The following is a 22,689-nucleotide window of genomic DNA, read 5'->3' as shown; positions in this document are numbered from 1 at the left end:
CAAGGAGAGCAGGATGCCGACCGCACGAGAGATCATGACCCCCAACGCCGAATGCGTGCTCGCGGACGAGACGGTCTTCGACGCGGCGGAGAAGATGGCCCGCCTCGACGTCGGCTCGCTCCCCATCTGTGGCGCCGACAACCGGCTGAAGGGCATGCTGACCGACCGCGACATCGTGGTCAAGGTGCTCGCCAAGGACAGGTCGCCCAAGGACTGCACGGCCGGCGAGCTGGCCCAGGGCGAGGCCGTCACCATCGGCGCCGACGACGACGCCAAGGAGATCCTCAGGACCATGGCCTCGCACCAGGTGCGCCGCCTGCCGGTCATCGACGGCCACGAGCTGGTCGGGATCGTCGCGCTGGCCGATGTCGCCCGCGCCCTGCCCGACTCGCCGGTGGGCGACCTGGTCGACGCGCTGACGGCCGACTGAGCGGCGCGGCCGGCCGGATGACCGGCCGCCGGCCCGCCCGGCGGGTGCCGGACGTGCGGAGAGCTCCGGCCCGGAGGCACTAGGCCGGAGCTCTCCACAGGTCACGGCATTCCGGACGGCACTTTTCCCCGCGGTCCGCGTGAGTTCGGGACGAGCCGGGGTACGGGCTCGGCCGGTCAAGCCGGATCTTTCCCCGGTGCGGCGGCCTCTTCGCGGGGACGGACGACCGCGACGGGGCAGTGGGACCCGTGCAGGGCGCCGTGGCCGACCGAGCCCAGCACCGCCCCCCGGAACCCGCCGAGCCCGCGCGACCCGGCGACGAGCAGGTCGGCCTTCTCCGAGGCCTCCACCAGGGCGGGGGTCGGATGCCCGCACACGGCCGACTCCGCCACCGGCACCTCGGGGTAGCGCTCCCGCCACGGCGCGAGCCACTGCCTGAGGCGCTGCGTCCCGGACTCGAAGACGTCCCGCATGACGTCGGTGTAGCCGGCCGCGAGCGGCGAGAACACCGGAACCGCCCAGGCGTACACCGCGTGGACGCGCGCCTCGCGCCGCCGCGCCTGCTCGAAGGCGAACTCCAGGGCGGCCTCGGAGTGCGGCGACCCGTCGACGCCCACGGCGATCTCGCCGAACCGCTCGCGCGGCAGGTCGCGGACGACCACGACCGGTCCGGCGGCGTGGCCGGCGAGGGCGACGCCCACCGATCCGACCATGAGCCCGGTGAAGCCGCCCATGCCGCGGCTGCCGAGCACGATGGCGTCGGCCCGGCCCGACTCGTCCAGCAGCCGCTCCACGACGGCGCCGGTGACCAGCTCGGTGGTCACGGCGAGGCCGGGCGCCCGTTCTCCGGCCCGCTCGGCGGCCTTCGCCAGCACGCCCTCGCAGTAGTCGGTGAGCGACTGGTCGAACCCCTCCACGCGGTGGAAGGGGTACTCGTTGGCCCACGGCTCGCGGACGTGCACGATGCGCAGGGCGTCTCCCGCGCGCGCGGCGTCGTCGGCCGCCCAGTCGACCGCCGCGAGGGCGGAGGGGGAACCGTCGACCGCGACGGTGACAAGCCCGAACATGTCCTTCTCCTTCGTCGTGCCGGACGACCCGGCCGGTCCGCGCCGCTACCCCGTCTTTCGCCGGATCACCGGGACCCGGCCCGCCGGGACATCCGCGTGGCACTGTCATCCTCGTCCCAGGCGAGCCCGCCCACCACGTCCACCACGCCGGTGACCCGCGCGATGGCCCGGCCGCGCCGGTCACCAGTGCCCGCCGGGCGCCCGGGACGCGGCGGCGCCCGGGACGCGGCGGAACGCGGGACGCGGCGGGCACATGGGCCTTTCGGCCCCAAGGGCTGGGACCAGTGCCCCGGGTACCCGGCTCCGCCAGGGGGAGGACGACAGTGGGGCGAACGCCGCCGTTCCCGGCCGCCGGAGCACCGGTGTGCCGGAGGGAGGGAGAGCCATGGACACTCGCACGTCGGCCGGCACCGTGGCGGAGGCGGTCAGGGCCGCGGTGGAGGCGGCCGTCCACGCGCCGTCGGTGCACAACACCCAGCCGTGGTCCTTCACCGTGACGGGCGAGGAGATCAGCCTGCGGGCCGACCGCGACAGGCTTCTGCCGGTCGCCGACCCGGCGGGCCGCCAGATGCTGATCAGCTGCGGCGCCGCCCTGCTGGACGTGCGGATCGCGCTGCACGCCCTCGGCTACGCCCCCGAGGTGCGGCTTCTGCCCGACCCGGACCGTCCCTCCCTGCTGGCCAGGGTGCGGCCGCGGCCGGGCCCGGCGCCCGACGAGGCGGCCCGCGCGTTGTACGAGCAGGTCGAACGGCGCCGCACGCACCGGGGCGGGTTCACCGAGGAGGCGGTGCCCGAGGCTTTGGCGGACGCGCTGGTGCGCGAGGCGGGGATGGAGGGCGCGCGCCTCACGCCGGTCCGGTCGGGGCCCGCCGTCCGCCTGCTCGGCGCCATCACGAACGCGGCCCAGGAGGCGCAGTCGCAGGACCGCCTGTTCACCCTGGAGCTGATCCGATGGAGCCGGCCCCCCGGGAGCACCCGGCGCGACGGGGTGGTGGCGGCGGCGTACCCGAGCACGCCGCCGCACACGCATCCGCAGCGGTTCGCCCAGCGTGACTACGCCCACGGCCACGGGTGGGGCGGCGAGGCCGGCGATCCGGCGGCGAACGCCACGGGGCTGGTCGCCGTGCTCACCACGGCGGGCGACACCCCCGAGGACTGGCTGGCCGCCGGCCAGGCGCTGCAGCGTGTCCTGCTGCACGCCTCGGCCCACGGGGTGCACGCCGCCTTCCACACCCAGGCGCTGGAGATGCCCGAGTTGCGGGAGTTCCTGCGCCACCAGGTGTGCTCGGGAGAGCACCCTCAGATGATCATGCGGCTGGGCCGCGTTCCCCGGGAAGGCGTCAGCGTCCGCCGCCCGGCCGCCGAGATGGTCGAGGAACGCTGAACCCGGCATCCAGGTGTCGTCCCCTGGTCGCCGGACCGGCGGTCGGACCACCCGCCGAGCCCGGCGGTCGGAGAGGGGCCGGGTCCGTCTTCTCGCCGCCGCCGGATCGCCGGCCGCGGTGGGGTGCGAACACGTCGTACCCGGAGGCGGCCGTGGAGGAAACGGGGGTCAGGGGAGGTTCCAGGCCGTGGCGAACGCCTCGATCTCGGCCTCCATGAGGGTGGCGGGGCGGTGACCCATGCCGTCGAACTGGCCCTGGACCTCCAGGCTCACGACGCCGTGCAGGCGGGACCAGACGACGACGGTCCCGGCCAGCGCGGTGGCGGGGTCGCCCTCGGGGGCGTGGGCCCGCACCCATGCGGCGACGGGCGCGTTCTCGGCGGCCCACCGCTCCATCTGGGCCGTGAGCCCCTCGGCCTCCGGCGGGCGGATCCCGTGCGCGACCACGGCGAGGAAGGGGCCGAGCGCGGCCCTGGCCCGGTCGAGCGTCTCGGGCGGGGCGGCGTAGTCGGGGGACGGCGTCCCGGCGAGCAGGTGGTACAAATGCGGCGCGGTCACGGCCCACTCGCGGTAGGCGGCGGCCAGTGCGTGCAGGCGTTCGCGGGGGGACCGCCCGGCCGCCGCGCCGGCCGCCGCCCGCACCGCCGCCGCGGCCGAGTCGTAACCGTCGCTGATCAGCTCGGTCAGCAGGTCGTCGCGGTTGCGGAAGTACTTGTAGAGCGCGGGGCCTGTGACGCCGAGCTGCTTGGCCACCGCGTTGAGGCTGAGCGCCGCCGCTCCGCCGGACGCGATCTGGGCGAGAGCGGCCTGTTTGATCTCGGCGCGCACCTGGTCGCGGTAGCGCTGCCGCGGTGTGCCGTCGCGGACCGCCATGCGAATCACCCTCTCGACGCCGTCGGCATGCTCGCGCTCGTTATATGCCGTAACCAACGATAGAGGATTGTGCCGCGGGCGCCGGTGCTCGCCTCAGGCCCCCGGGCCCCGGGCCCCGTCCGGCAGGTCGCGGCCGGCGATGACCAGGGTGTCGATGGCGTCCCGCACGCCGTCGTCCGTGGGCACCGGACGGCGGACGCGGCCGGCCCGCACGACGGCCAGCGGCGCCAGTGACGCGACGACCGACTCGGGCGTGTAGAGGACGGCGGCGTCGCGCGGGCCGCCCACGCCCTCCTCGAGGTTGGTGACGTCGTGCCCGACGATCAGCAGGCGGCCGCCGGGCGCCACCGCGCCCGCGGCCCTGCTGAGCACGGGGGCCAGGTCGTCCGGCGGCAGGTGCAGGTAGGCGATGAGCACCAGGTCGTAGGCCATGGGCTCGGGGCGGTACTCGCACAGGTCGGCCATCACCCACTCGACGGCCACCTCGCGCTCGCCGGCCATCCGCCGGGCCTTGGCCAGCCCCGCGGTGGAGAAGTCGACGCCGGTCATCCGCCATCCGCGTTCGGCGAGCCACACGGCGTTGCGGCCCTCGCCGGCGCCGAGGTCCAGGCCGCGGCCGGGACGCAGGCCGGAGAGGTGCTCGACCACGAAACGGTTGGGCTCGGCGGTCCAGAGCAACTCGCTCGCCTCGTAGCGGCGGTCCCACTCCGCGTTCTTCATGCGCCACCTCCGGGGGCGATCATATGCCCGGCGGGGCCGCCCGGCCTCCGGCGCCGCACGGCGGTCACTCCTCGCCCGAGAAGCGCTCCCAGGCGGACTGCCGGGTCATGCCGAGCGCCGCTCCGATGCTCGCCCAGGTGACCTTGCGTTCGCGCAGGCGCAGCACCCAGTCGCGAAGGTTCTCCTCGGCCTGTTTGCCGACGGCGGCGACGCGGGGCAGGTGCTCGAGGATCTGCTGGTCCGTCATGGCCTCCCACACCGGGATGTGCGGCTCCCCCGGTTCGTCGAGCGTCTCGATGATCTGGACGCACAGGCGCACGCACTCGTCGCAGATGAACACGCCCGCGCCCGCGACGATCCGGGCGACCTCGGCGCGCCCCTTGCCGCAGAACGAGCACCGCACCGTCGGCGTCGTGTCGATGATCGTGGCCATCGCCGGTCCTCCCGCCCTCGTGTCAGGCATCTCCTGACGGACATCGAGGAACGTATCGCGTCAGGCGATTCCTGACAAGGAGCGGACGGCGGAGATCAGAATGCGGGCGGCGAGAAATCAGAGAAGAAATTCGCGGCCCGTGTCGATGCGCGGTGGTCCCGCTCGACGCCCGGGTGAGAGCGGAACACCGCACCGCGACACACCGCACACGGAAGGACTCCCATCATGGCCGCCACCTCCCTCACCCCCGGCACCGCCGCCACCGCCCGCCCCCGCGTCCTGCGCAGGGTCCTGTGGGCCTTGCAGGTCCTCTTCGGGCTGTTCCTGATCGTGGCCTCGGCGCTGCCGAAGTTCGCCGGCCAGAAGGACGCGGTGGAGACCTTCGCCCAGATCGGCTGGGGCCAGTGGTTCCGGTACGTGACCGGCGCCGTCGAGCTGGCCGGCGGCGTCGGGCTGCTGGTCCCCCGCCTGGCCGGGGCGGCCGCGACCGGGCTCGTCGGCCTGATGATCGGCGCGGCCCTGACCCAGATCCTGGTCATCGACCCCGTCTGGGCGCTGATGCCGATCGGCATGGGCGTGGTGTTCGCGCTGATCGCCTGGGACCGCCGGGAGCAGACCCGCGACCTGGTCCGCTCCCTCACGCGCTGACCCGCCACCGGCGGTGCCCCGCCCTCGACCGGCCGTGCCGGAGCCGGCCGGTCGAGGGCGTGGGTCAGGCCGACGCGACCCAAGGTCGTCGGATGTGGTCCGGCGTGACCGGGCCGGGGTCAGCCGGAGCAGCCCAGGCGCTGGGTGCTCAGCGCGATGTCGTCGAGCCACACCTCGTACGACCCCGGGGACGGGTTCGACTGGTAGAGCTGCCAGCCGAGCTTGACGGTGTCGAAGCGGGGGAAGACGAAGTCCACGTCGTTGCCCCCGTGCTCGTGGGTGGAGGCGCTCAGCTCGGGCCGCGGCACCCCGTCGAACCAGGTCGAGATGCGGTTGTCGGTGGCGTCCATCCGCCACTCCACGCACTGCCACACGCCCGCGCGGGACGGGGCGGTCTCGCGCCAGTTCGTCCAGTCGCCGGTGGGGCCGCCGTCGGCGCCGACTCCCCAGAGCGCGGTGCCGCCGCCGACCACGGGGACGTACTGGCCACCGAGCGGGCGGACGACCTCGGGACCGGCGCCGGTCGCCTCGATGAGGGTGTAGTGAGCCCAGTCCGGCGCCACGGGGAACGCCTTCACGCGCAGCCGCACCCGGCCGTAGAAGCCGTTGCCCGGCGGGGCGAAGTCGTCCACCTTCAGAAAGGCCCGCCCGTTGCCCTCGGTGCGCACGTGCAGCGCCTTCTGCCCGGCCCGTCCGCCGGGAACGCGCTCCACGGTCAGGGCGCCGTGCTTGGTGTCGACGCCCCACGCGAGGCTGGCGGCGCCGCCGATGGGCAGGTTCTGGAAGTCCTCGCAGAACAGCAGGGTCTTGCCGGCGCAGGTGCCGGGTCCCCACCGCCCGGCGCTCTGGACGGCGCTCTGGACGGTGCTCTGACCGGCGCTCTGACCGGCATCGCGGCCGGGTCCGGCGGCCTCGGCGACCGGCGTGGCCGTCAGGGGAAGCAGCATGGCCAGGGAGGCCATGGATAACCATTTCCGCACGGCGTGCTCCTTCGCGACAGATGATCCGAACGTAAGCTACGGGAAATGGGAGCGCTCCCATAGAGGCGGCGGCCTCCCGGGAAGGCGTGAGGGCCGCCCCGCCCGGATGCCTCGCACGGGACACCAGGTCGGAGCGGCCCTCGACGCCGCCGGCGCTCAGGCGCCCGGCTCGGCCACCGTGAACGTTGCATGCAGGTGGCGCGTGTGGTCCACCTCGCGGACCGGCCCGGTAAGCGTGACCGCCGCGACGAGGCGCGGGTCGGTGCTGGAGGCGGCCAGCCGCAGTTCCAGCTCTCCGGGCTCGACGATCCGCCGGCCCTGGCGGCCGGTGAAGGAGGCCAGGTCGGCGGGCACGCTCACCCGCACGCGGCTCGCCTCCCCCGGCGCGAGCGGCACCCGGGCGTACCCGATCAGGCGCTGGACCGGCTGCACCACCGAGGCGACGGGGTCGTGCAGGTAGAGCTGTACCACCTCGGTGCCCTCGCGGTCGCCGGCGTTGCGCACGGTGAACGCCAGGGTCACCTCGCCGTCCGTCCCGATGCGCGCGCCGTCGCCGGACAGGTCCGACCACTCGAACGCCGTGTACGACAGACCGTGGCCGAAGCCGAACGCGGGCGTCGGGTCGATGTTGGACACCTCGGTGGCGTGCGCGAGCCGCGCCGACAGGTAGGTGGACGGGTGCACGCCCGGCCGGCGCGGGATGCTCACCGGCAGGCGGCCCGACGGGTTGATCCGCCCGCTGAGCACCCCGGCGATCGCGGAGGTGCCCTCCTGGCCCGGGAAGAACGACTGGACGATCGCCGCGGCCCCCTCCACGGCCCCGCCCAGCGCGTACGGCCGGCCGGCCAGCAGGGTGGTGACGACCGGCCTCCCCGTGGCGATCAGGGCGTCGAGCAGTTGCTGCTGGACGCCGGGCAGCGCCGCGGACTCGGCGTCGCACCCCTCGCCGCTGGTGCCCCGGCCGAACAGGCCGGCCCGGTCGCCGAGCGCCGCCACCACGACGTCGGCGCCGCGCGCCAGCTCGACCGCCTCGGCGAAGCCGCCGGTGTCCGGCCCGTCCACGGTGGCGCCGGGCGCGGTGACGATCTCGGCGCCGGGGAACTCGGCGGCCAGCGCCTCGCGCAGCGTGGGCAGCCCGATGCCGGTGGGCACGTCGGGGTGGTGGACCAGGACGTGCAGGGGGAAGGAGTAGCAGCCGAGGACGGCCAGCGGGTCGTCGGCGTTGGGCCCGATGACCGCGATCCTCTCCGGCCGCCGCAGCGGCAGCGTCCCGTCGTTGCCCAGCAGGACGATGGCCTGCTCGGCGATGCGCCGCGCGATGTCCCGGTTGGCCGGCGAGTCCAGGTCGATCGACCCGCGCAGCGCCTCGGCGTCGCTCAGGTCGGCCCCCGCGAGCCCGGGCGGCACCGGGTTCCAGCCGGGGTCGAGCAGGCCGAGCCGCGCCTTCTGCACCAGCACGCGGCGCAGCGCCCGGTCGATCAGCGCCTCGGGGACCTTCCCGGCGGCGATCGCCTCCACCAGAGGCCGCCCGAAGGTCTTGACGGTCGGAAGCTCCACGTCCACGCCGGCGGCCAGGGCGGCGCCCGCGGCCTCGGCCCAGTCGCCCGCCATGCCGTGCAGCGTCTTGAGGAAGGCGATGCCGAAGTAGTCGGCGACGACCGTGCCCTCGAACCCCCAGGTGTCGCGCAGCAGGGTCGTCAGCAGCCACTCGTCGGCGACGGCGGGCATCCCGTCGGTGTCGGTGTAGGCGTGCATGACCGAGCGGACGCCGCTCTCGCGCACGGCCATCTCGAACGGCACCAGGATCACATCGGCGCGCTCGCGGGGGCCCATCGCCACCGGGGCCAGGTTGCGGCCGGCCACCGAGGCGGAGTATCCGGCGAAGTGCTTGAGCGTGGCGATGATGCCCGCCGACTCAAGGCCCTTGATGTAGGCGGTGGCGATGGTGCCGACCAGGTAGGGGTCCTCCCCGATGGTCTCCTCGACGCGCCCCCAGCGGGCGTCGCGCACCACGTCCAGCACGGGGGCCAGGCCCTGGTGGACGCCGACGGACCGCATGTCGCCGCCGATGGCGCCCGCCATCTGCCGGACCAGCGCGGGGTCGAACGTGGCGCCCCACGACAGCGGCACGGGGTACGCGGTGGCGCCCCAGGTGGCGAAGCCGGCCAGGCACTCCTCGTGGGCCAGGGCGGGGATGGCGAACCGGTTGGCGCCGGTGATGCGCTGCTGGGTCCTGAGCAGCGACAGCGCGCCGACGGCCGGGTCTACCGGTGCCGTGCCGAAGGGCCGTGTCAGCTGTCCGAGGCCGTTGGGCAGCAGGACGTCCAGGTCGATGGCGTCGTCCATCTCGTGCTGGTGCGGCGCGACCTCCCCGCCCTCGCGGGACGCGCCGACCCAGACACCGAAGAGCTGCGCGACCTTCTCCTCGACGGTCATCTCCGCGATCAGGGCCTCGACACGGGTCTCGGCGTCCTGAGCGGGGTCCTGCCAGAGGGGGGTGGCGGGGTCTGTTTCAACGGACACGATTGGGGTCACTTTCCTCCGACGCCCCTCAGCCCCTTTGCCAGGGCGCGACGGGCGAACAGATACACGAGAAGGATGGGGACCATGCAGAGCGTCACCGTGGCCGGCGGTCCGTCTTGATCAGACGGAGGGCGAACGGGAGGAAAGTCGCCTCGGGGGGCGCCATCGACGGCCATGGCCTCCTACGGCTCCGGCGTGATGCCACGCATCACCCCGGACGGCACGAGTCCGGAGACCGGCAGCGCGAACGGCTCATACGAACCTTTCCGAAAAGTTTCGAGTCCGTTTCCGAAACGTGTCGGCTACGTGGACAGTAAGGGGCGGTGGACATCGAGATCAACGGTCGGGAGGCAGAGCTGCCAAACCGTTATTCGCCGCAGAAGTATAGGCATCGGAACGTCGCTGATGACACCTCTGATGCTCACCGGAGTGCGCTGGGACGACGGACGAAGGACGGCACCGCCTTCCGAAAGTTTCAGAGACGCGCGGAAATCGGGCGCCCGACACGGGTCCAGCGCGTCAACGGCCGATCGAGGGACGGCCCGCCTGGCGAAGTCCAGGGAACGACCGGGCGCGGGTGTGCGTCCCCGAGGTGCGCGCCACCTGGGCCGGGCTCGCCTCCGCGGCGGCCGCCGCCTACGGCTCCCGGACGCTCGTGGACGGCCTGCGCGACGCCTACCTCCTGGCCGCCGCCCGTCACCGCGGCCGGCCGGCCCCGGCGCCGGACAGGTAGCGGCGCAGGCTCCTCGCCTCCCCGGCGAGCATCCCCGGGTCGTCGCCGGGCACGAACTCCAGCAGGGCGGACATCGGCCGGCCCGTCGAGGCGAGCAGGCGCGCGACCTCCCGCCACAGCGCCGCCCGGTGGTCCAGCGGCCACCGCTCCCGCGGCGTCGGCCACCAGCTGAACACGTGCACCGCGTCTACGCGGTCGAGCACGGCGCGCAGCCCGTCCAGCGCCCGCTCGTCGGGCATCCCGTTGGGCGGCTGCCAGTACGTGCGCAGCCCCGGGACCTCGTCCAGCATGGCCCTGGCCGAGCCGGCGTCGTCGGTGAGCGTGCCCGAGTGGTACTCGGTGGCGACGGTGAGGTCACCGGCGCTGTCGACGCACCGCTTCAGCGCGTCCAGCGTCCTGCGGCGTCCGGCCGGGCCGGCGTCCGCCGAGGCCCGGTCACCGGCCCACACCCGCACGCGCGGAGCGCCGAGGGCGCGGGCCGCGGCCAGCACCCGCCGCCACACCCGCCGGTCCTCCTGCGGGTCGTCGATGGCGCCCGCGCGGTAGTACGACCCGAGGGACGGCACCTCCAGGCCGGCGGCCCGGGTGGCCTCGGCCACCCGGGCCGCCTCCGCCTCGTCGCCGAGCGGGATGTGGGCGTCCTGGCCCCATTCGATCTGGGCGAGCCCGGCCTGCGCGGCCAGTGCGATGACGCGGTCGGCGGACAGCGCCCGGTAGGTGACGCTGCACACCCCCGCCGTGAGCGGCCGCCCGCCGCCCCTCATGCCGCCACCCGCCCGGCGGGCAGCAGGGGGGCGACGACGAAGCGCGTGGTGGCCCACCCGGCGTACAGCAGGGGCGAGAACAGCACCAGGCCGCCGGCGACCGGCCTGGCCAGCACGACGGCCGCAGCCAGGGCGAGCACGGCGACCGAGGCGGCGGCGAGGTACCAGCGCCGCGCGACCAGGTACAGGCACGGCAGGACGGCGTCGCGCGGCCGTGCGAACCTGCCGGGCGGCGGCTCGGCCGCCAGCACCAGCACGGCGACGACGGCCGCCATGACCAGGACGGCCGCGGTCACGAAGAACGGCACGAGCGCCGGGCCCCACGGCGTGCCCGCGACCGCGGCGACGTCCACGGCCAGCACGCCGACGGCGGCGAGCCCGGCCGTCCAGGCGGCCAGCGCCTTGGGCGCCGCCCGGCGGTAGGTGCGCCAGAACGTGCCGGCCACCCGCGCGGACCCCTCGCCGATCCCGGCGAAGCAGCCGAACGCCCCGGCCAGCGCCGGCGCGCACACCGGCGACAGCACGGCGAACAACGGCCAGGACGCGAACGGGTCGCGTACCAGCGCCAGCGCGAGGACCAGCGGCGCGCAGGCGACGGCCAGCAGGAGGTTGGTCATCAGGGCGGTGTACACGCCGGCGAACACCGTGTCGTAGGTGGCCTGCCGGGCCGGCCGCAGCAGCCTGCGCATCGCGCTCACCCCTTCAGCCCGCTCGTGGCGATGCCGCGGATGAAGTAGCGCTGCCCGAACAGGAAGAGCACCAGGATGGGCAGCACCGACAGCACCGCGCCCGTCATGATCATCGCGTACTCCGACTCGTACTGGCCGACGAACGAGCGCAGACCGAGCTGCACGGTCCACAGCTCGTTGCTGGTCAGGTAGATGAACGGCCCCATGTAGTCGTTCCAGGTGGTGACGAAGGTGAGCAGGGCCAGGCTGGCGAGCGCGGGCTTGGACAGCGGCAGCATGACGCGCCGGTAGATGCCGTACTCACTCAGCCCGTCGATGCGCGCGGCCTCGCACAGCTCGTCGGGGATCGAGGTGTAGTACTGCCGCATCAGGAAGACGCCGAACGCGCCGAACGCCTGGAGCAGGATGACCGACCAGTAGGTGTCGGTCAGCTCGGCCCGCCGCATCATGATGTACTGCGGCACCATGTAGGCCTGCCACGGCACGGCGATGGTCGCGATGTAGGCCAGGAAGAGCGCGTCGCGGCCGGGGAAGCGCACCTTGGCGAAGCCGTAGGCGGCGAAGCTGCCGGTCAGCACCTGCAGGACGGTGATGGCGGCCGACAGCAGCACCGAGTTGCCGAGGTAGGTCAGCATCGGGACGCGGTCCCAGATCTCGGCGAAGTTCGACCAGCGCGGTTCGCGGGGGATCCACTCGAGCGGGATGGTGAACACCTCGTTGTCGCGCTTCAGCGACGCCGACACCATCAACCCGAACGGGACGAGCACCAGCAGCGCCACGGCGGCGAGGGCGGCGTACGCCAGCGCCGTGCGCAGCGGGCCGGGCCGCGCGCCGTCGCCGGCCGTGCGCGCCCGTCGCCGCGCGGCGCCGTCGTCCGCCCCGGGCCGATCGGGCGCGGCCGTCGCCGTGGGGAGGCCGTCCGGCAGGGTCATCGCACTCGCCTCCGCTCGTTGAACCGGAACTGGACCACGGTCACGGTGAGCACGATCGCGAAGAGCACGAGCGCGATGGCCGAGGAGTACCCGAAGTGGCCCTCGACGATCCCCTCCCGGTACACCAGCTGCGACAGCACCAGCGTGCTGCGTCCCGGCCCGCCCTTGGTCATCACCACGATCAGGTCCAGCACCTTGAAGCTCTGGATCGTCAGCATGACCAGGACGAAGAACGTCGTGGGCCGCAGGCACGGCAGGGTGATGCTCCAGAAGCGGTGCCAGGCGTTCGCCCCGTCGACCTTGGCGGCCTCGTGGTACTCCACCGGGATCGTCTGCAGCCCCGCCAGATAGAGCACCATGTAGTAGCCCATGTCCCGCCACACGCTGGTGGCGATCACGGCGGGCATCGCCCACGTGGTGCTGGCCACCCACCGGGGCGGCTCCGCCACGCCCAGCGCCTGGAGGAGCTGGTTGACCGGGCCCGCGTCCGGGTTGAACAGCATGTTCCACACGACCGCGACGGCGACCAGCGAGGTGATGTAGGGCAGGAACGCCACGGTGCGGAAGAACCGCGCCCCGCGGACCTTGCTGTTCAGCGCCAGCGCCATCGCCAGCGCCGCCACCAGCGTCAGCGGGATGTGGCCGGCGGCGTAGTAAAGGGTGTTCAGCAGGGCCACCCGCACGGTCTGGTCGCCGAGCAGCCGCCGGAAGTTCGACAGCCCCACCCACTCGGGCGTGCCGTAGGAGTCCCAGTCCATGAAGGCGAGCGCGAACGCCGCCAGCATCGGCACCAGCGTGAACACGGCGAAGCCGACGAAGTTCGGCAGGATGAAGCTCCACCCCACCACCGTGCCCCGCCAGGGCCGTCGCCGGGCGGCCGCCGGCCCTGGCGGGTCGTGCGGCGCCACGGGCGCGGGCCGCGTCGTTGCGTGGATCATTGCGGTCCTTCGTGCGTTTCCGGGGGGCACATCGGGCGGAGGGTGATCGGAGCCCGGCCGCGGGCGGGCCGTCACCGGGTCAGTTCAGGACTTCGGTCTTCACCCGGTCGTTCATCGCGCGCACGCCGTCGTCGACGGACTTCTCGCCGACCATGATGAGCTGGTGCTCCTCGTTGAGGATGGTGTCGACGTCGGAGCTCTTGTCGCTGACCGGCATCTCCAGCACGACCTTGTCCGGCGCGAACGCCTTCTTCGACAGCGCGTCGGACGGCATGCCGTCGAGGGAGAAGTAGGCGTCGGTGATCTCCGGGGCCTGCAGCGCCGGCACGACGCCGACCTTGACGATGGCCTGCGCGCCCGCCCGGCTCGCGGCGAACGCGACGAACTTCCTGGCCGCGTCGGCGTGCTCGGACCTGCTGTTGACGGCGAAGGCGGTCGGCGCGCCGAAGGTGGTCACGCCGGTGGCGCCGGGGCGTTGCGGCAGGGGGGCCAGGCCCCAGTCGACGTCGGTGGCGCCCTTCTTCTTCGCCTGGATGACGCCCGCGGCGTACCAGGTGCCCATCGGCATCATCGCCGCCGCCCCGGTCTCGAACATGGTGCGGTAGTCGGAGTGCTGGGAGGTGGCGGTGCCGAAGTCGAGCACCACGCCCTCCTTCTGCAGCGCCAGGGCCATCTTGTACTGGTCGGCGAAGAAGCCGTAGTCGCCGCCGAGCTGGTCGCCGCCGGTCTGGGCCGCCGCGATGGCCTGGACGACCGACCGCCAGGTGTGGTGGTAGGCGCCGTAGACCTTCTTGGCGCCGTCGCCCTTGGTGAGCCGCCGCGCGAGCGAGGCGTACTGGTCCCAGGTGAGGGCCTCGGGCTGCGGCAGGCCGGCTTCCTTGAAGTACTTCTTGTTGTAGTAGAGCAGCCAGAAGTCGTGGCGGAACGGCAGCGCGTAGTACTTGCCCTGGAGGTCGTAGGCGGGCAGGCCCGCGAGCTTGGCGCCGTCGGGGGCCTTGGCCAGGTCGGTGACCTCCAGGAGCTGGCCGCGGCTCGCGTGGCGCGCGTAGTCGGTGAGCGTCTTCATCGCCATCACGTCGGTCCGGTCGCCGCCGGCGAGCATGGTGGTGACCTTCTCGGAATAGTCGTCGGCGGGGATGTCCAGCGGCTTGATCGTGATGCCGGGATCGGCCTTCTGGAAGGCGTCGAAGAGCGCGCCGAACTCGGTGTTCTTGGCGAGGCTCCATCCGGCGACGGTGAGCGTGACCTTGCCGTCGCCGCTCTCCTGACCGCCGCCGGAGCCGCAGGCGGCAAGGGGGAGGGCGAGCGCGGCCACGGCGGCCAGCCATCCCGCGAGACGTCGCCGCGCGCCGCCGGGCCTTGCTGAGGTGGTGGCTGTGCTCATCGATCCGGGTCTCCTCTCGGTCGAGCCGGTGCGGGGCTCTAGGCGCCTGTCGCGAACGCGGCGGGGGTGACGGCGGCCCGGGGCGGCCGGCCGGTCAGGTAGCGGTCGAGCTCGTCGAGCGCGCTCTCGCTCATCCGCCGGGTCTCCGCTCCGAGCGATCCGGCGACGTGTGGGGTGATCATGACGTTGGGCAGGTCGTACAGCACCGAGCCGGCCGGCAGCGGCTCGGGGTCGGTGACGTCGAGGATCGCGTCCAGCCGGCCGGCCGCGCACTCGCGTTCCAGGGCGGCGGTGTCCAGGACGGCGCCGCGGGCGGTGTTGATGACGGTCACGCCGTCGCGCAGCCGCGCCAGCTCCTCCGCTCCGATGAGGTGGCGGGTGGAGGGCAGTGCGGGGACGTGCAGCGTGAGCACGTCGCAGCGGCGCAGCAGCTCCGGCAGCTCCACCGGGCGGGCGCCGGCCGCCCGCACCTCGGCGGGGGAGGCGTAGGGGTCGGCGACCAGCACGTCGAGCTCCAGGTCGCGCAGCCGTTCCACGACGCGGCGCCCCACGCGGGAGAAGCCGACGACGCCGACGGTGCGGCCGCGGTTGGACAGCTCGCCGCGGCGGGCGGCGTAGGACCAGTCGTCGCGGTGCCGGCGGGCGTCCTGGGCGAGGAAGGGCGCCTTCTTGCCGGCGAAGATGACGGCGGCGAGGGTGAACTCGGCCACCGGGATCGCGTTCTCGTCGGCGGCGTTGGTCACCAGGATGCCGCGGCGCCAGACCTCGTCGGTGACGAACGAGCGGACGGTGCCGGCGCAGTGGAAGACCGCCCGCAGCCGGGGCGCGTCGGCGAGGCGCTCGGCCGTCAGCGGGGGGCAGCCCCATGAGGTCACCAGCACCTCCACCTCGCGCAGCCGGCGCCGCGCGCGGGCGGCGTCCAGGTCGTCGGTCAGGACGGGCTCGCCGAGTTCGACCAGCTCGCGCAGCCGCCGGAGCTGTGGCTCGTGGAACTGCACCCGGTAGTGGGCGGGGTCCATGACCAGCAGGGCCTGCGGGCGTCGTCGGTCGGTCACGCGCGGGTTCCCTTCGTCTGGGAAGCGCTTACCAGTGCGCCGATCATGTCCGGTCATGACAATCATGTCAACGGTGTGTTATGCACAGGAAATCACAACTTCTGATCACTTCTGATCGATATGCGTACGAGGTGCCGAGGAGGCGTCCATGAATGCCTGGCGGGAGTTCGACGATCGGGAGCTGTCCCCCTACACCGGATGGACCAGGAACCACTGGGCGGCCCTCGCCGACCACCTGCTGCTGTCGGCCCGGCGGTACGCCTCGCCCTCGCATGCCCGCATCGGCTTCCCCGGACCGCCGGGCGGCTACGGGGCCGACGTCGACGCGCTGGAGGGCTTCGCCCGCACCTTCTTGGCCGCCGGGTTCCGGGTGGCCGGCGAGGACGGCCGCGACCCGCTGGGACTGATGGAGTGGTACGCCGAAGGTCTCGCCGCGGGCACCGACCCCCGCTCGCCCGACCGCTGGGTGCGGCTGGAGGAGCACGGCCAGGCCAAGGTGGAGGCCGCGTCCATCGCCATGGTGCTCCACCTGACCCGGCCGTGGTTGTGGGACCGCCTCAGCCCGGTCGTGCGGGAGCAGATCGTCGACTACCTCGCCCCCGCGATCGGCGCGGACTACCCGCCGATCAACTGGGTCTGGTTCCAGATCGTCGTCGAGCAGTTCCTCGCCTCGGTCGGCGGGCCGTGCTCGCGGGAGGACATCGACGCCGGGCTCGCGCTCTCCGACGGCTTCGCCCGCGAGGACGGCTGGTACGCCGACGGCGCCGAGCGCTCCTACGACCACTACGCCGGGTGGGCGCTGCAGTTCTACCCGTTGCTGTGGACCGAGATGGCCGCGGGCGACGAGCGCGCGGACTCCCGGCGGCCGGTGTACCTGCGGCGGCTGGAACGCTACCTGGACGACGCGCTGCACCTGGTGGGCGCCGACGGCTCGCCGCTGATCCAGGGACGCAGCCTCACCTACCGGTTCGCCGTGGCCGCGCAGTTCTGGGTAGGCGCGCGGGCCGGGCTCGGGCGGCCCTCGCCCGGCCTGCTGCGCCGCGCGGCCTCCGGCGTCGCCCGCCACTTCGCCGACCACGGCGCGCCCGACGGCGACGGCGTGCTGAGCCTCGGCTGGCACGGTCCGTGGCGGCCGATCGCCCAGTCCTACTCCGGGCCCGGCTCCCCGTACTGGGCCTCCAAGGGGCTGTTCGGGCTCGCCCTGCCGGCCGGCCACCCGGTGTGGACGGCGGTCGAGGAGCCGCTGCCGGTGGAGTCCGGCGACTTCCACCGGGTGCTCCGCGCCCCCGGATGGCTGGTCGGCGGCACCCGGGCCGACGGCGTCGTGCGGGTGGTCAACCACGGCGCCGACCACTCCTTCCCCGGCTCGCACCTGACCGACTCGCCGCTGTACGCGCGCCTCGGGTACTCGACGGCCACCGCGCCCGTCCTGGCCGGGGAGCACGCGGCCCGCCCGCTGGACCAGTCGGTGGTGCTGCTCGACGCGGACGGGACGCCCAGCCACCGCACGGGGTTCCAGGCCCTGCCCGCCCGCCGCCTGCCCTCCGGGACGCCGGTCGGCGCCTCGCGCTGGCGGGCCCACTGGGTCACCCCCGAGACCGGCGGCCCGGACCACGGGCACGGACGCCCGGGACCGGTGCGCCTCGGGCCGTGGATCGAGGTGGTCTCGGTCGTGCGCGGTCCATGGGAGGCCCGGCTGGTACGGCTGTCGCCCGCCGAGGGGACGCCGTGGGACGGCCCGCTGCGCGTCGGCGGCTGGCCCCTGCCCGCGGACGGGCCCGACGAGGCCGCCGGCCGGAGCCGGTTGTGCTCGCGCGTGCTCGGCGGCCCGGGGCTGGAGGCCTCCGGGGTGGTCGGCGCCGAGGACTCCTCGCCGCTGGCCCCGTGGACGCTCGTGCCCTGGTGCGCCACGCCCGCGGCCGCACGGCCCGGCCGGTGGTACCAGGCCCTGGTCTACCTCGGCCGGGGCGAGCCCGCCGGGACGCCCGACCTGTCGTGGGACGGCCCGGCATCGGTGCGGCTGAGCTGGCCCGACGGCGTCCGGGACGTCGTGGACCTCGCGGCGGGTGAGGTCAGCGCGGAGCCGACGAGGAGGAGCGCACCATCAGGCGGGGCGCGATGACGACGCGGTGGGCGGGGCGCTCGGCGTCGCCGCCGGCCAGGCGGGCCGCGAGCAGCTCGAACGCCGCCCGGCCGACGGCCGCCTTCGGCGGGCGCACCGCCGTCAGCGGCGGATCGCACAGCTCGGCGACCTCGTCGTCGTAGGCGACCAGGCTGAGGTCGCCGGGCACCCGGACGCCGCGCAGCTGGCAGCGTTCCACCAGGGACATCGTCTCGGGGTCGGAGTGGACCAGCATGGCCGTCGTCCCCGAGGCGAGGCAGGCGTCGAGCACCTCGTCCAGCACGGCGGCCCGCCCGGCGTCCCCGGCCGCGTTCACGTCCGGCACGTCCGTCAGGTCCAGGCCGAGCTCCTCGCACGCCTGGCGCCACCCCCGCCGCACGTGCGCGGTCGTCGGGCTCTGCGCGGGGGTGAGCAGCCCGACCCGCCGGTGGCCGAGCGTGGCCAGGTGCCGCACGGCCATGGCGGCGCCGAGCGCGTGGTCGCTGACCACCGACTCCATCGCCTCGCGGAGCGGCCCGACCGTGGCGGCGCGCTCGAGCAGCACCACCGGCACCTCGGCGGACTGCAGCCAGCGGACCAGCGCCTCGCCCTCCTCGCCGGTGGTGGTCGGCGCGACCAGCAGGCCGTCCACCTCCATCGACTCCACCAGCCACGCGAGCTGACGCCGCTCGTCGTCGGCCTGGTAGGTGGCGCCCCGCAGCACGACCCGCGCGGAGGCCGCCGCGGCGGCCTCGCGCACGCCGCGGATCACGTCGGGGTAGTAGTAGGTAAGCGACGGCACCACCACGCCGACCGTGAGCCGCCGCCCGGCCACGGTCGCGGGCTGCGGGGCAACCGGTGCGTCCCGCTCGTCCGCGCCTTCCATGACGGCCCCGCCGCGGACCCGGCGGATGACCCCCTGGGAGGCCAGCAGGGCGATGTCCCGACGGATGGTGATGACCGAGACGTCCAGCTCGGCGGCCAGCTCGTCGGCGCGCACCACGCCGCGCCGGCGCAGCAGGTCGACCACCTGGGCGCGGCGCTCGTACGGCAGCGGGGCGGGCGAGGGCCCCCCGGCGGACTCTGTCATGGCTCCCCTCCCCAGAGACAGCCATGGTACCGATCGTTGTTGATCGAAGCTGACCGGTCCCCGCGGCTGCGGCGACACGCACGGCTGGGCGCGTTCGAACCTGTGTACGAACCTGTGGACACTGGGGATAACTCCGGGCTTCCCCTGGACAGGCCCCGCTTCGTCCGGGTCCGAGGCAGCAGATGGGGCATCCTTTACCATTGGCGCATGTCACGAGGATCTCCCGCCGTCCAGCGCGCCGAGCGAGCGCTGACGGCGAAGGGGACCGCCACCCGGGCGCGCATCATCCACGGCGCCGTCGAACTGGTCCGTGAGCGCGGGCCGGCCAACGTCGGGCTGGACGACATCCGCGCCGTCACCGCGACGAGCAAGAGCCAGCTGTTCCACTACTTCCCCGACGGCAAGGCCGATCTGCTGCTGGCCGTGGCCGCCTACGAGGCCGAGCAGGTGCTCGCCGACCAGCAGCCCATGCTCGGCGACCTCACCACGTGGGAGAAGTGGGAGGCGTGGCGCACGCGGGTGGTCGAGAAGTACGACGCGCAACGGCGGCACTGCCCGCTTTCGGCGCTCACGGCGCAACTCGGCCTCTCCAACCCCGCGACCCGCACCATCGTCACCGGCATGTACGGCAGATGGCACGCCCATCTCGCGGCCGGGGTCCAGGCGCTGAAGGACTCCGGCGAGATCGCGCCCTCCGTCGACGCCGGCCGCGCGGCGACGACGATCCTCACCGCGGTCTGCGGCGGCGCCACCATGTTGCAGGCCACCGACGACCTGTCCTACCTGGAGACCGGCCTCGCCGACGTGCTGAACGGCCTGCGCCGCCCCGCGCCGACCGGCTCGCCCTGCTGAACGGCCTGCGCCACCCGGCGCCGACCGGCTCGCCGCGGTGAACGGCCTGCGCCGCCCCGCGCCGACCGGCTCGCCGCGGTGATCCACGGCCCGCGTCCCGGCTCCCGGCGGGACGCGGGGCCGGCGGTGCGTCCACGCCGACGGGCGTCTCTTCGGGGTTGCCCTTGACCTGCGGGTCAGGGGTTAGGGTCTCGACGCCTTGACGACCGTCGACCTTGAGGAGCGTCCCATGCCGCATCTGCCGCAGGTGTCCAGAGAAGTCCGGCTCGCCGTCGCGACCGGCGGCCTGCCCGAGCCGGATCACTTCGTGGTCGCCGAGGTGCCGGTTCCGGCGCCGGGCGAAGGCCAGGTGCTGGTCCGCAACCGGTTCTTCCACGTCTTCGCCGCCCTCCGCACCCTGATCGGCGGGAGCGTGCGGGACGCGCCCTACCCGCCGCTGCGTCCCGGCGACACGCTGTTCGGCGCGGCGGTCGGCGAAGTCGTGTCGGCGCCCGCGGACAGCGGGGTGCGCCCGGGCGACCTGGTCTCGCACTGGCTGGGCTGGCGCGAGTACGCGGTCGTGCCCGAGGGCGGGTTCACGCCGCTGGGCGACGCGCTGCCCGACCCCGCGGCGCACCTGAGCCAGGGCGGCCTGGCCTACACCGCGTTGACCCGGGACGCCGAGGTCAGGCCCGGCGACACGGTGTTGGTCACCGGCGCCGCCGGCGCGGTCGGGTCGCTCGCCGGCCAGATCGCCCGCCTGCTCGGCGCGGGCACGGTGATCGGCAGCACTGGCTCGGCGGAGAAGGCCGGCCGGCTGGTCTCCGAGCTCGGGTACGACGCGGCCGTGGTCCGCGGCGGGGAGCCGATCGGCGAGCAACTGGCGAAGGCCGCCCCCGACGGCATCGACGTCCTGCTGGACAACGTCGGCGGCGAGCAGCTCCAGGCGGCGGTGGCGGCGGCCCGGCCCGGTGCCCGGTTCGTGCTGGTCGGAGCGCTGTCCGGGCAGATGGCTCCGGAGGGGACCGGCGGGACGGCGCCGGTCGAGCTCGACACCTACCGGCTCATCCTCCGGCGCCTGTCCATCCGCGCCTTCCAGGGCGCCGACGAACGGACGCGGTCGCAGTGGGCCGGGCTTTTCGGCGGCTGGCTGCGTTCCGGAGCGATCACCTTCCCGCACGTCCGGGTGACGGGCATCGAGAACGCACCCCGGGCGTTGTACGACACGATGCGTGGACGGCATTTCGGGACCGTCATCGTGGAGTTGTAGACCTCTGGGAGGACCGATGCGCATTGGCGACGCGGCGGCCGCGGCGGGGACCACCCCGCGGGCACTGCGCCTGTACGAGCAGCGCGGGCTGCTGCCCCCGCCCCGTCGCACGGTGACGGGGCAGCGGGAGTACGGGCAGCGCGACGTGGACCGGGTGCGCGTCATCCGTGAGCTGCTCTCGCTTGGGCTGACCATCGAGGACGTGAGCCGCTGCGCCGACCGCCTGCACCTGCTCGAAGGCGGCAGGCTCCCGGCGCGCGGCGCCCCTGGATGCACCGCTTCGAGCGGTGTGGTCGAGCGCCGGCTCGCCGTCCTCGACGCGGAGATCTCCCGCCTGACACAACTGCGCGATCAGCTCGCCTCGCGGGCCGGGGTGCGGGCCGCGAAGACCCCCTGAGCCCCGCGGACGCCCGGTCCGTCCCTGGCGGAGCATCGCGCAGGTCTTGCCGGCACCGGGGGCGCCGAGGCGGATGCGCGGCCGCCCGCGGGGAGGGTTCATCGGGTCGCGCCTAGAGGCGGTCGAGGGCCAGGTTGAGCGAGAGGACGTTCACCGCGGGCTCGCCCATGAAGCCGAGGCCCCGTCCCGTGGTGTTCCGCTCGATGAGGGCCTTGACCTTGTCGAGCCCGAGTCCGCGTTCCCTGGCGACACGAGGTGCCTGCAGCTCGGCGTAGGCCGGGCTGATGTCGGGGTCCAGCCCGGAGCCGCTCGCGGTGACGGCGTCGGGGGGGACGAGGGCGGTCGCGGTGCCGCGGACGGTGACGGTGCGGCCGGCGGCGTGGTCGTCGCCGGGCTTGCCGCATTCGACCTTCACGCCCTGGTAGGTGGTGATGAAGGGGGTGGCGGGGCAGGCTTGGTTGACGCTGACGGCGCGGGTGGGGGCGCCGGTGGCGGGGAAGACCTTCAGGACGGCGCCGACGCCGTCGGGGGTGCAGTACGGGCGGGCGCCGCTGACCCCTTCGAGCTCGCCGACGGCCTTGCTGCGGGCGCATACCTGGGTGAGCAGGCTCTGCTTCCCGGTGTCGGGGGCGCCCTCGTCGTCCTTGGCGCCCGGCACCGGCAGGACGTCCAGGACGTCCTCAGGGCCGAGGTTGCTCGCGGCCGTGGACGTCGGGTCGTATCCGTCACCGGCCGCCGAAGGGCGGGACTGGAAGTACTTGCGCACCGGGGCGCCGTCGGCGTCGGTGAAGCTCTGTCCCAGCAGGGCGCTGCCGACGTCCTTGCCGGCCTTGTCGTGGACGATCGAGCCGTTGGCGCCGTCGTGGAAGACGGCCTGGGCGACTCCGGTCGCCACCAGCGGGTAGATCACTCCGGTGATCACGGTGAGCACCAGCAGGGCGCGCAGGGCGGCCAGGTGCCGGTTGATCCAGCTTGGCAGATGGCGCATCTATGACATCCCCGGAAGCAACCGAATGAGCAGGTCGATGAGTTTGATGCCGATGAACGGGACGATGATGCCGCCCAGGCCGTAGATGTAGAGGTTGCGGGACAGCAGTTCGGAGGCGCTGGAGGGGCGGTAGCGGACTCCGCGTAGTGCCAGGGGGATGAGGGCGATGATGACGAGGGCGTTGAAGATGACGGCGGACAGGATGGCGGATTGGGGGGTGGCCAGGCGCATGATGTTGAGGGTGTCCAGGCCGGGGTGAACGGCGGTGAACATGGCGGGGATGATGGCGAAGTATTTGGCGATGTCGTTGGCGATGGAGAAGGTGGTCAGGGCGCCGCGGGTGATGAGGAGTTGTTTGCCGATCTCGACGATTTCGATGAGTTTGGTGGGGTTGGAGTCGAGGTCGATCATGTTGCCGGCTTCTTTGGCGGCGGTGGTGCCGGTGTTCATGGCGACGCC

At 73.8% G+C, this 22,689-nt stretch carries 22 protein-coding genes and 1 pseudogene; 8 read left to right on the top strand and 15 right to left on the bottom strand.

Features of this window, described 5'->3' with window-relative positions; all coding sequences use genetic code 11:
* Positions 1 to 13 precede the first annotated feature (13 nt).
* Positions 14 to 430 (top strand): CBS domain-containing protein, encoded by a 417-nt coding sequence (locus ACWEN6_RS19305; protein ID WP_354851463.1) that lies wholly within the window; start codon positions 14 to 16, stop codon positions 428 to 430.
* A gap of 176 nt (positions 431 to 606) precedes the next feature.
* Here the strand turns inward: ACWEN6_RS19305 and ACWEN6_RS19300 are convergent, their stop codons facing one another.
* Complete coding sequence (locus ACWEN6_RS19300) at positions 607 to 1,497, bottom strand: universal stress protein (protein ID WP_452571478.1); 891 nt, start codon at positions 1,495 to 1,497, stop codon at positions 607 to 609.
* A gap of 385 nt (positions 1,498 to 1,882) precedes the next feature.
* On the opposite strand from ACWEN6_RS19300, the gene ACWEN6_RS19295 reads away from it, so the two are divergent.
* Positions 1,883 to 2,881, top strand: a complete 999-nt coding sequence (locus ACWEN6_RS19295) for an Acg family FMN-binding oxidoreductase (protein ID WP_452571476.1) — start codon at positions 1,883 to 1,885, stop codon at positions 2,879 to 2,881.
* Positions 2,882 to 3,049: 168 nt separating this feature from the next.
* Here the strand turns inward: ACWEN6_RS19295 and ACWEN6_RS19290 are convergent, their stop codons facing one another.
* The 3 genes from ACWEN6_RS19290 to ACWEN6_RS19280 form a co-directional block, all read right to left on the bottom strand.
* A complete protein-coding gene (locus tag ACWEN6_RS19290; protein WP_452571474.1) occupies positions 3,050 to 3,754 on the bottom strand; it encodes a TetR/AcrR family transcriptional regulator in 705 nt (234 codons plus the stop codon).
* Positions 3,755 to 3,847: 93 nt separating this feature from the next.
* Positions 3,848 to 4,474, bottom strand: coding sequence for a class I SAM-dependent methyltransferase (locus ACWEN6_RS19285; protein WP_452571472.1), 627 nt, complete (start codon positions 4,472 to 4,474; stop codon positions 3,848 to 3,850).
* A gap of 64 nt (positions 4,475 to 4,538) precedes the next feature.
* Positions 4,539 to 4,907, bottom strand: coding sequence for a ClpX C4-type zinc finger protein (locus ACWEN6_RS19280; RefSeq protein ID WP_452571470.1), 369 nt, complete (start codon positions 4,905 to 4,907; stop codon positions 4,539 to 4,541).
* 225 nt (positions 4,908 to 5,132) lie between these two features.
* Here ACWEN6_RS19280 and ACWEN6_RS19275 point away from each other — a divergent pair, with 225 nt between their 5' ends.
* Entirely contained in the window at positions 5,133 to 5,555 is a 423-nt protein-coding gene (locus tag ACWEN6_RS19275) for a DoxX family protein (protein ID WP_452571468.1), read from the top strand.
* A gap of 119 nt (positions 5,556 to 5,674) precedes the next feature.
* On the opposite strand, the gene ACWEN6_RS19270 is transcribed toward ACWEN6_RS19275, so the two are convergent.
* Both ACWEN6_RS19270 and ACWEN6_RS19265 read right to left on the bottom strand, forming a co-directional pair.
* Positions 5,675 to 6,535: a hypothetical protein gene (locus ACWEN6_RS19270; protein WP_452571466.1), complete on the bottom strand. Its 861-nt coding sequence runs from the start codon at positions 6,533 to 6,535 to the stop codon at positions 5,675 to 5,677.
* A 156-nt stretch (positions 6,536 to 6,691) separates the two neighbouring features.
* Positions 6,692 to 9,058, bottom strand: a complete 2,367-nt coding sequence (locus ACWEN6_RS19265) for a beta-xylosidase/alpha-l-arabinosidase (RefSeq protein WP_452571464.1) — start codon at positions 9,056 to 9,058, stop codon at positions 6,692 to 6,694.
* Positions 9,059 to 9,635: 577 nt separating this feature from the next.
* On the opposite strand from ACWEN6_RS19265, the gene ACWEN6_RS19260 reads away from it, so the two are divergent.
* On the top strand, positions 9,636 to 9,791 hold the full coding sequence (locus ACWEN6_RS19260; protein ID WP_452571462.1) for a hypothetical protein: 156 nt from the start codon (positions 9,636 to 9,638) through the stop codon (positions 9,789 to 9,791).
* Here ACWEN6_RS19260 and ACWEN6_RS19255 read toward each other — a convergent pair.
* The 6 genes from ACWEN6_RS19255 to ACWEN6_RS19230 all read right to left on the bottom strand — a co-directional run bounded on the left by ACWEN6_RS19255 (position 9,755) and on the right by ACWEN6_RS19230 (position 15,553).
* The gene (locus tag ACWEN6_RS19255; RefSeq protein WP_452571460.1) at positions 9,755 to 10,555 is read right to left on the bottom strand and encodes a sugar phosphate isomerase/epimerase family protein; all 801 of its coding nucleotides are present in this window, start codon (positions 10,553 to 10,555) and stop codon (positions 9,755 to 9,757) included. The two genes, ACWEN6_RS19260 and ACWEN6_RS19255, sit on opposite strands and share 37 nt — an antisense overlap.
* Complete coding sequence (locus ACWEN6_RS19250) at positions 10,552 to 11,244, bottom strand: hypothetical protein (RefSeq protein ID WP_452571458.1); 693 nt, start codon at positions 11,242 to 11,244, stop codon at positions 10,552 to 10,554. Before ACWEN6_RS19250 ends, ACWEN6_RS19255 begins: the two co-directional genes overlap by 4 nt.
* A 5-nt stretch (positions 11,245 to 11,249) precedes the next feature.
* Positions 11,250 to 12,176 carry a carbohydrate ABC transporter permease gene (locus ACWEN6_RS19245; RefSeq protein WP_452571456.1) on the bottom strand — a complete coding sequence of 309 codons (927 nt, stop codon included), beginning with the start codon at positions 12,174 to 12,176 and terminating at the stop codon, positions 11,250 to 11,252.
* Positions 12,173 to 13,114: a carbohydrate ABC transporter permease gene (locus ACWEN6_RS19240; protein WP_452571454.1), complete on the bottom strand. Its 942-nt coding sequence runs from the start codon at positions 13,112 to 13,114 to the stop codon at positions 12,173 to 12,175. The genes ACWEN6_RS19245 and ACWEN6_RS19240 overlap by 4 nt, the downstream gene beginning before the upstream one ends.
* Before the next feature lie 79 nt (positions 13,115 to 13,193).
* On the bottom strand, positions 13,194 to 14,498 hold the full coding sequence (locus tag ACWEN6_RS19235) for an ABC transporter substrate-binding protein (RefSeq protein ID WP_452571452.1): 1,305 nt from the start codon (positions 14,496 to 14,498) through the stop codon (positions 13,194 to 13,196).
* Between the two features lie 38 nt (positions 14,499 to 14,536).
* A complete protein-coding gene (locus ACWEN6_RS19230; RefSeq protein WP_452571450.1) occupies positions 14,537 to 15,553 on the bottom strand; it encodes a hydroxyacid dehydrogenase in 1,017 nt (338 codons plus the stop codon).
* Between the two features lie 148 nt (positions 15,554 to 15,701).
* On the opposite strand from ACWEN6_RS19230, the gene ACWEN6_RS19225 reads away from it, so the two are divergent.
* A complete protein-coding gene (locus ACWEN6_RS19225) occupies positions 15,702 to 17,675 on the top strand; it encodes a DUF2264 domain-containing protein (protein ID WP_452571448.1) in 1,974 nt (657 codons plus the stop codon).
* Here ACWEN6_RS19225 and ACWEN6_RS19220 read toward each other — a convergent pair.
* The gene (locus ACWEN6_RS19220; RefSeq protein ID WP_452571446.1) at positions 17,626 to 18,744 is read right to left on the bottom strand and encodes a substrate-binding domain-containing protein; all 1,119 of its coding nucleotides are present in this window, start codon (positions 18,742 to 18,744) and stop codon (positions 17,626 to 17,628) included. The genes ACWEN6_RS19225 and ACWEN6_RS19220 overlap by 50 nt on opposite strands.
* A gap of 207 nt (positions 18,745 to 18,951) precedes the next feature.
* Here ACWEN6_RS19220 and ACWEN6_RS19215 point away from each other — a divergent pair, with 207 nt between their 5' ends.
* The 3 genes from ACWEN6_RS19215 to ACWEN6_RS19205 all read left to right on the top strand — a co-directional run bounded on the left by ACWEN6_RS19215 (position 18,952) and on the right by ACWEN6_RS19205 (position 21,242).
* Entirely contained in the window at positions 18,952 to 19,596 is a 645-nt protein-coding gene (locus ACWEN6_RS19215; protein ID WP_452571444.1) for a TetR/AcrR family transcriptional regulator, read from the top strand.
* A 229-nt stretch (positions 19,597 to 19,825) separates the two neighbouring features.
* Positions 19,826 to 20,845 (top strand): MDR family NADP-dependent oxidoreductase, encoded by a 1,020-nt coding sequence (locus tag ACWEN6_RS19210; protein ID WP_452571442.1) that lies wholly within the window; start codon positions 19,826 to 19,828, stop codon positions 20,843 to 20,845.
* A gap of 16 nt (positions 20,846 to 20,861) precedes the next feature.
* Entirely contained in the window at positions 20,862 to 21,242 is a 381-nt protein-coding gene (locus tag ACWEN6_RS19205; RefSeq protein WP_452571441.1) for a MerR family transcriptional regulator, read from the top strand.
* A gap of 112 nt (positions 21,243 to 21,354) precedes the next feature.
* Here the strand turns inward: ACWEN6_RS19205 and ACWEN6_RS19200 are convergent, their stop codons facing one another.
* On the bottom strand, positions 21,355 to 22,230 hold the full coding sequence (locus ACWEN6_RS19200) for a potassium-transporting ATPase subunit C (protein ID WP_452571439.1): 876 nt from the start codon (positions 22,228 to 22,230) through the stop codon (positions 21,355 to 21,357).
* Positions 22,231 to 22,689: pseudogene (locus ACWEN6_RS19195) on the bottom strand (potassium-transporting ATPase subunit B); the annotation flags it as partial. It abuts the gene before it with no gap.

The organism is Sphaerisporangium sp. NPDC004334 (assembly GCF_053602655.1).
This window is presented reverse-complemented; position numbering and strand designations above follow the sequence as displayed.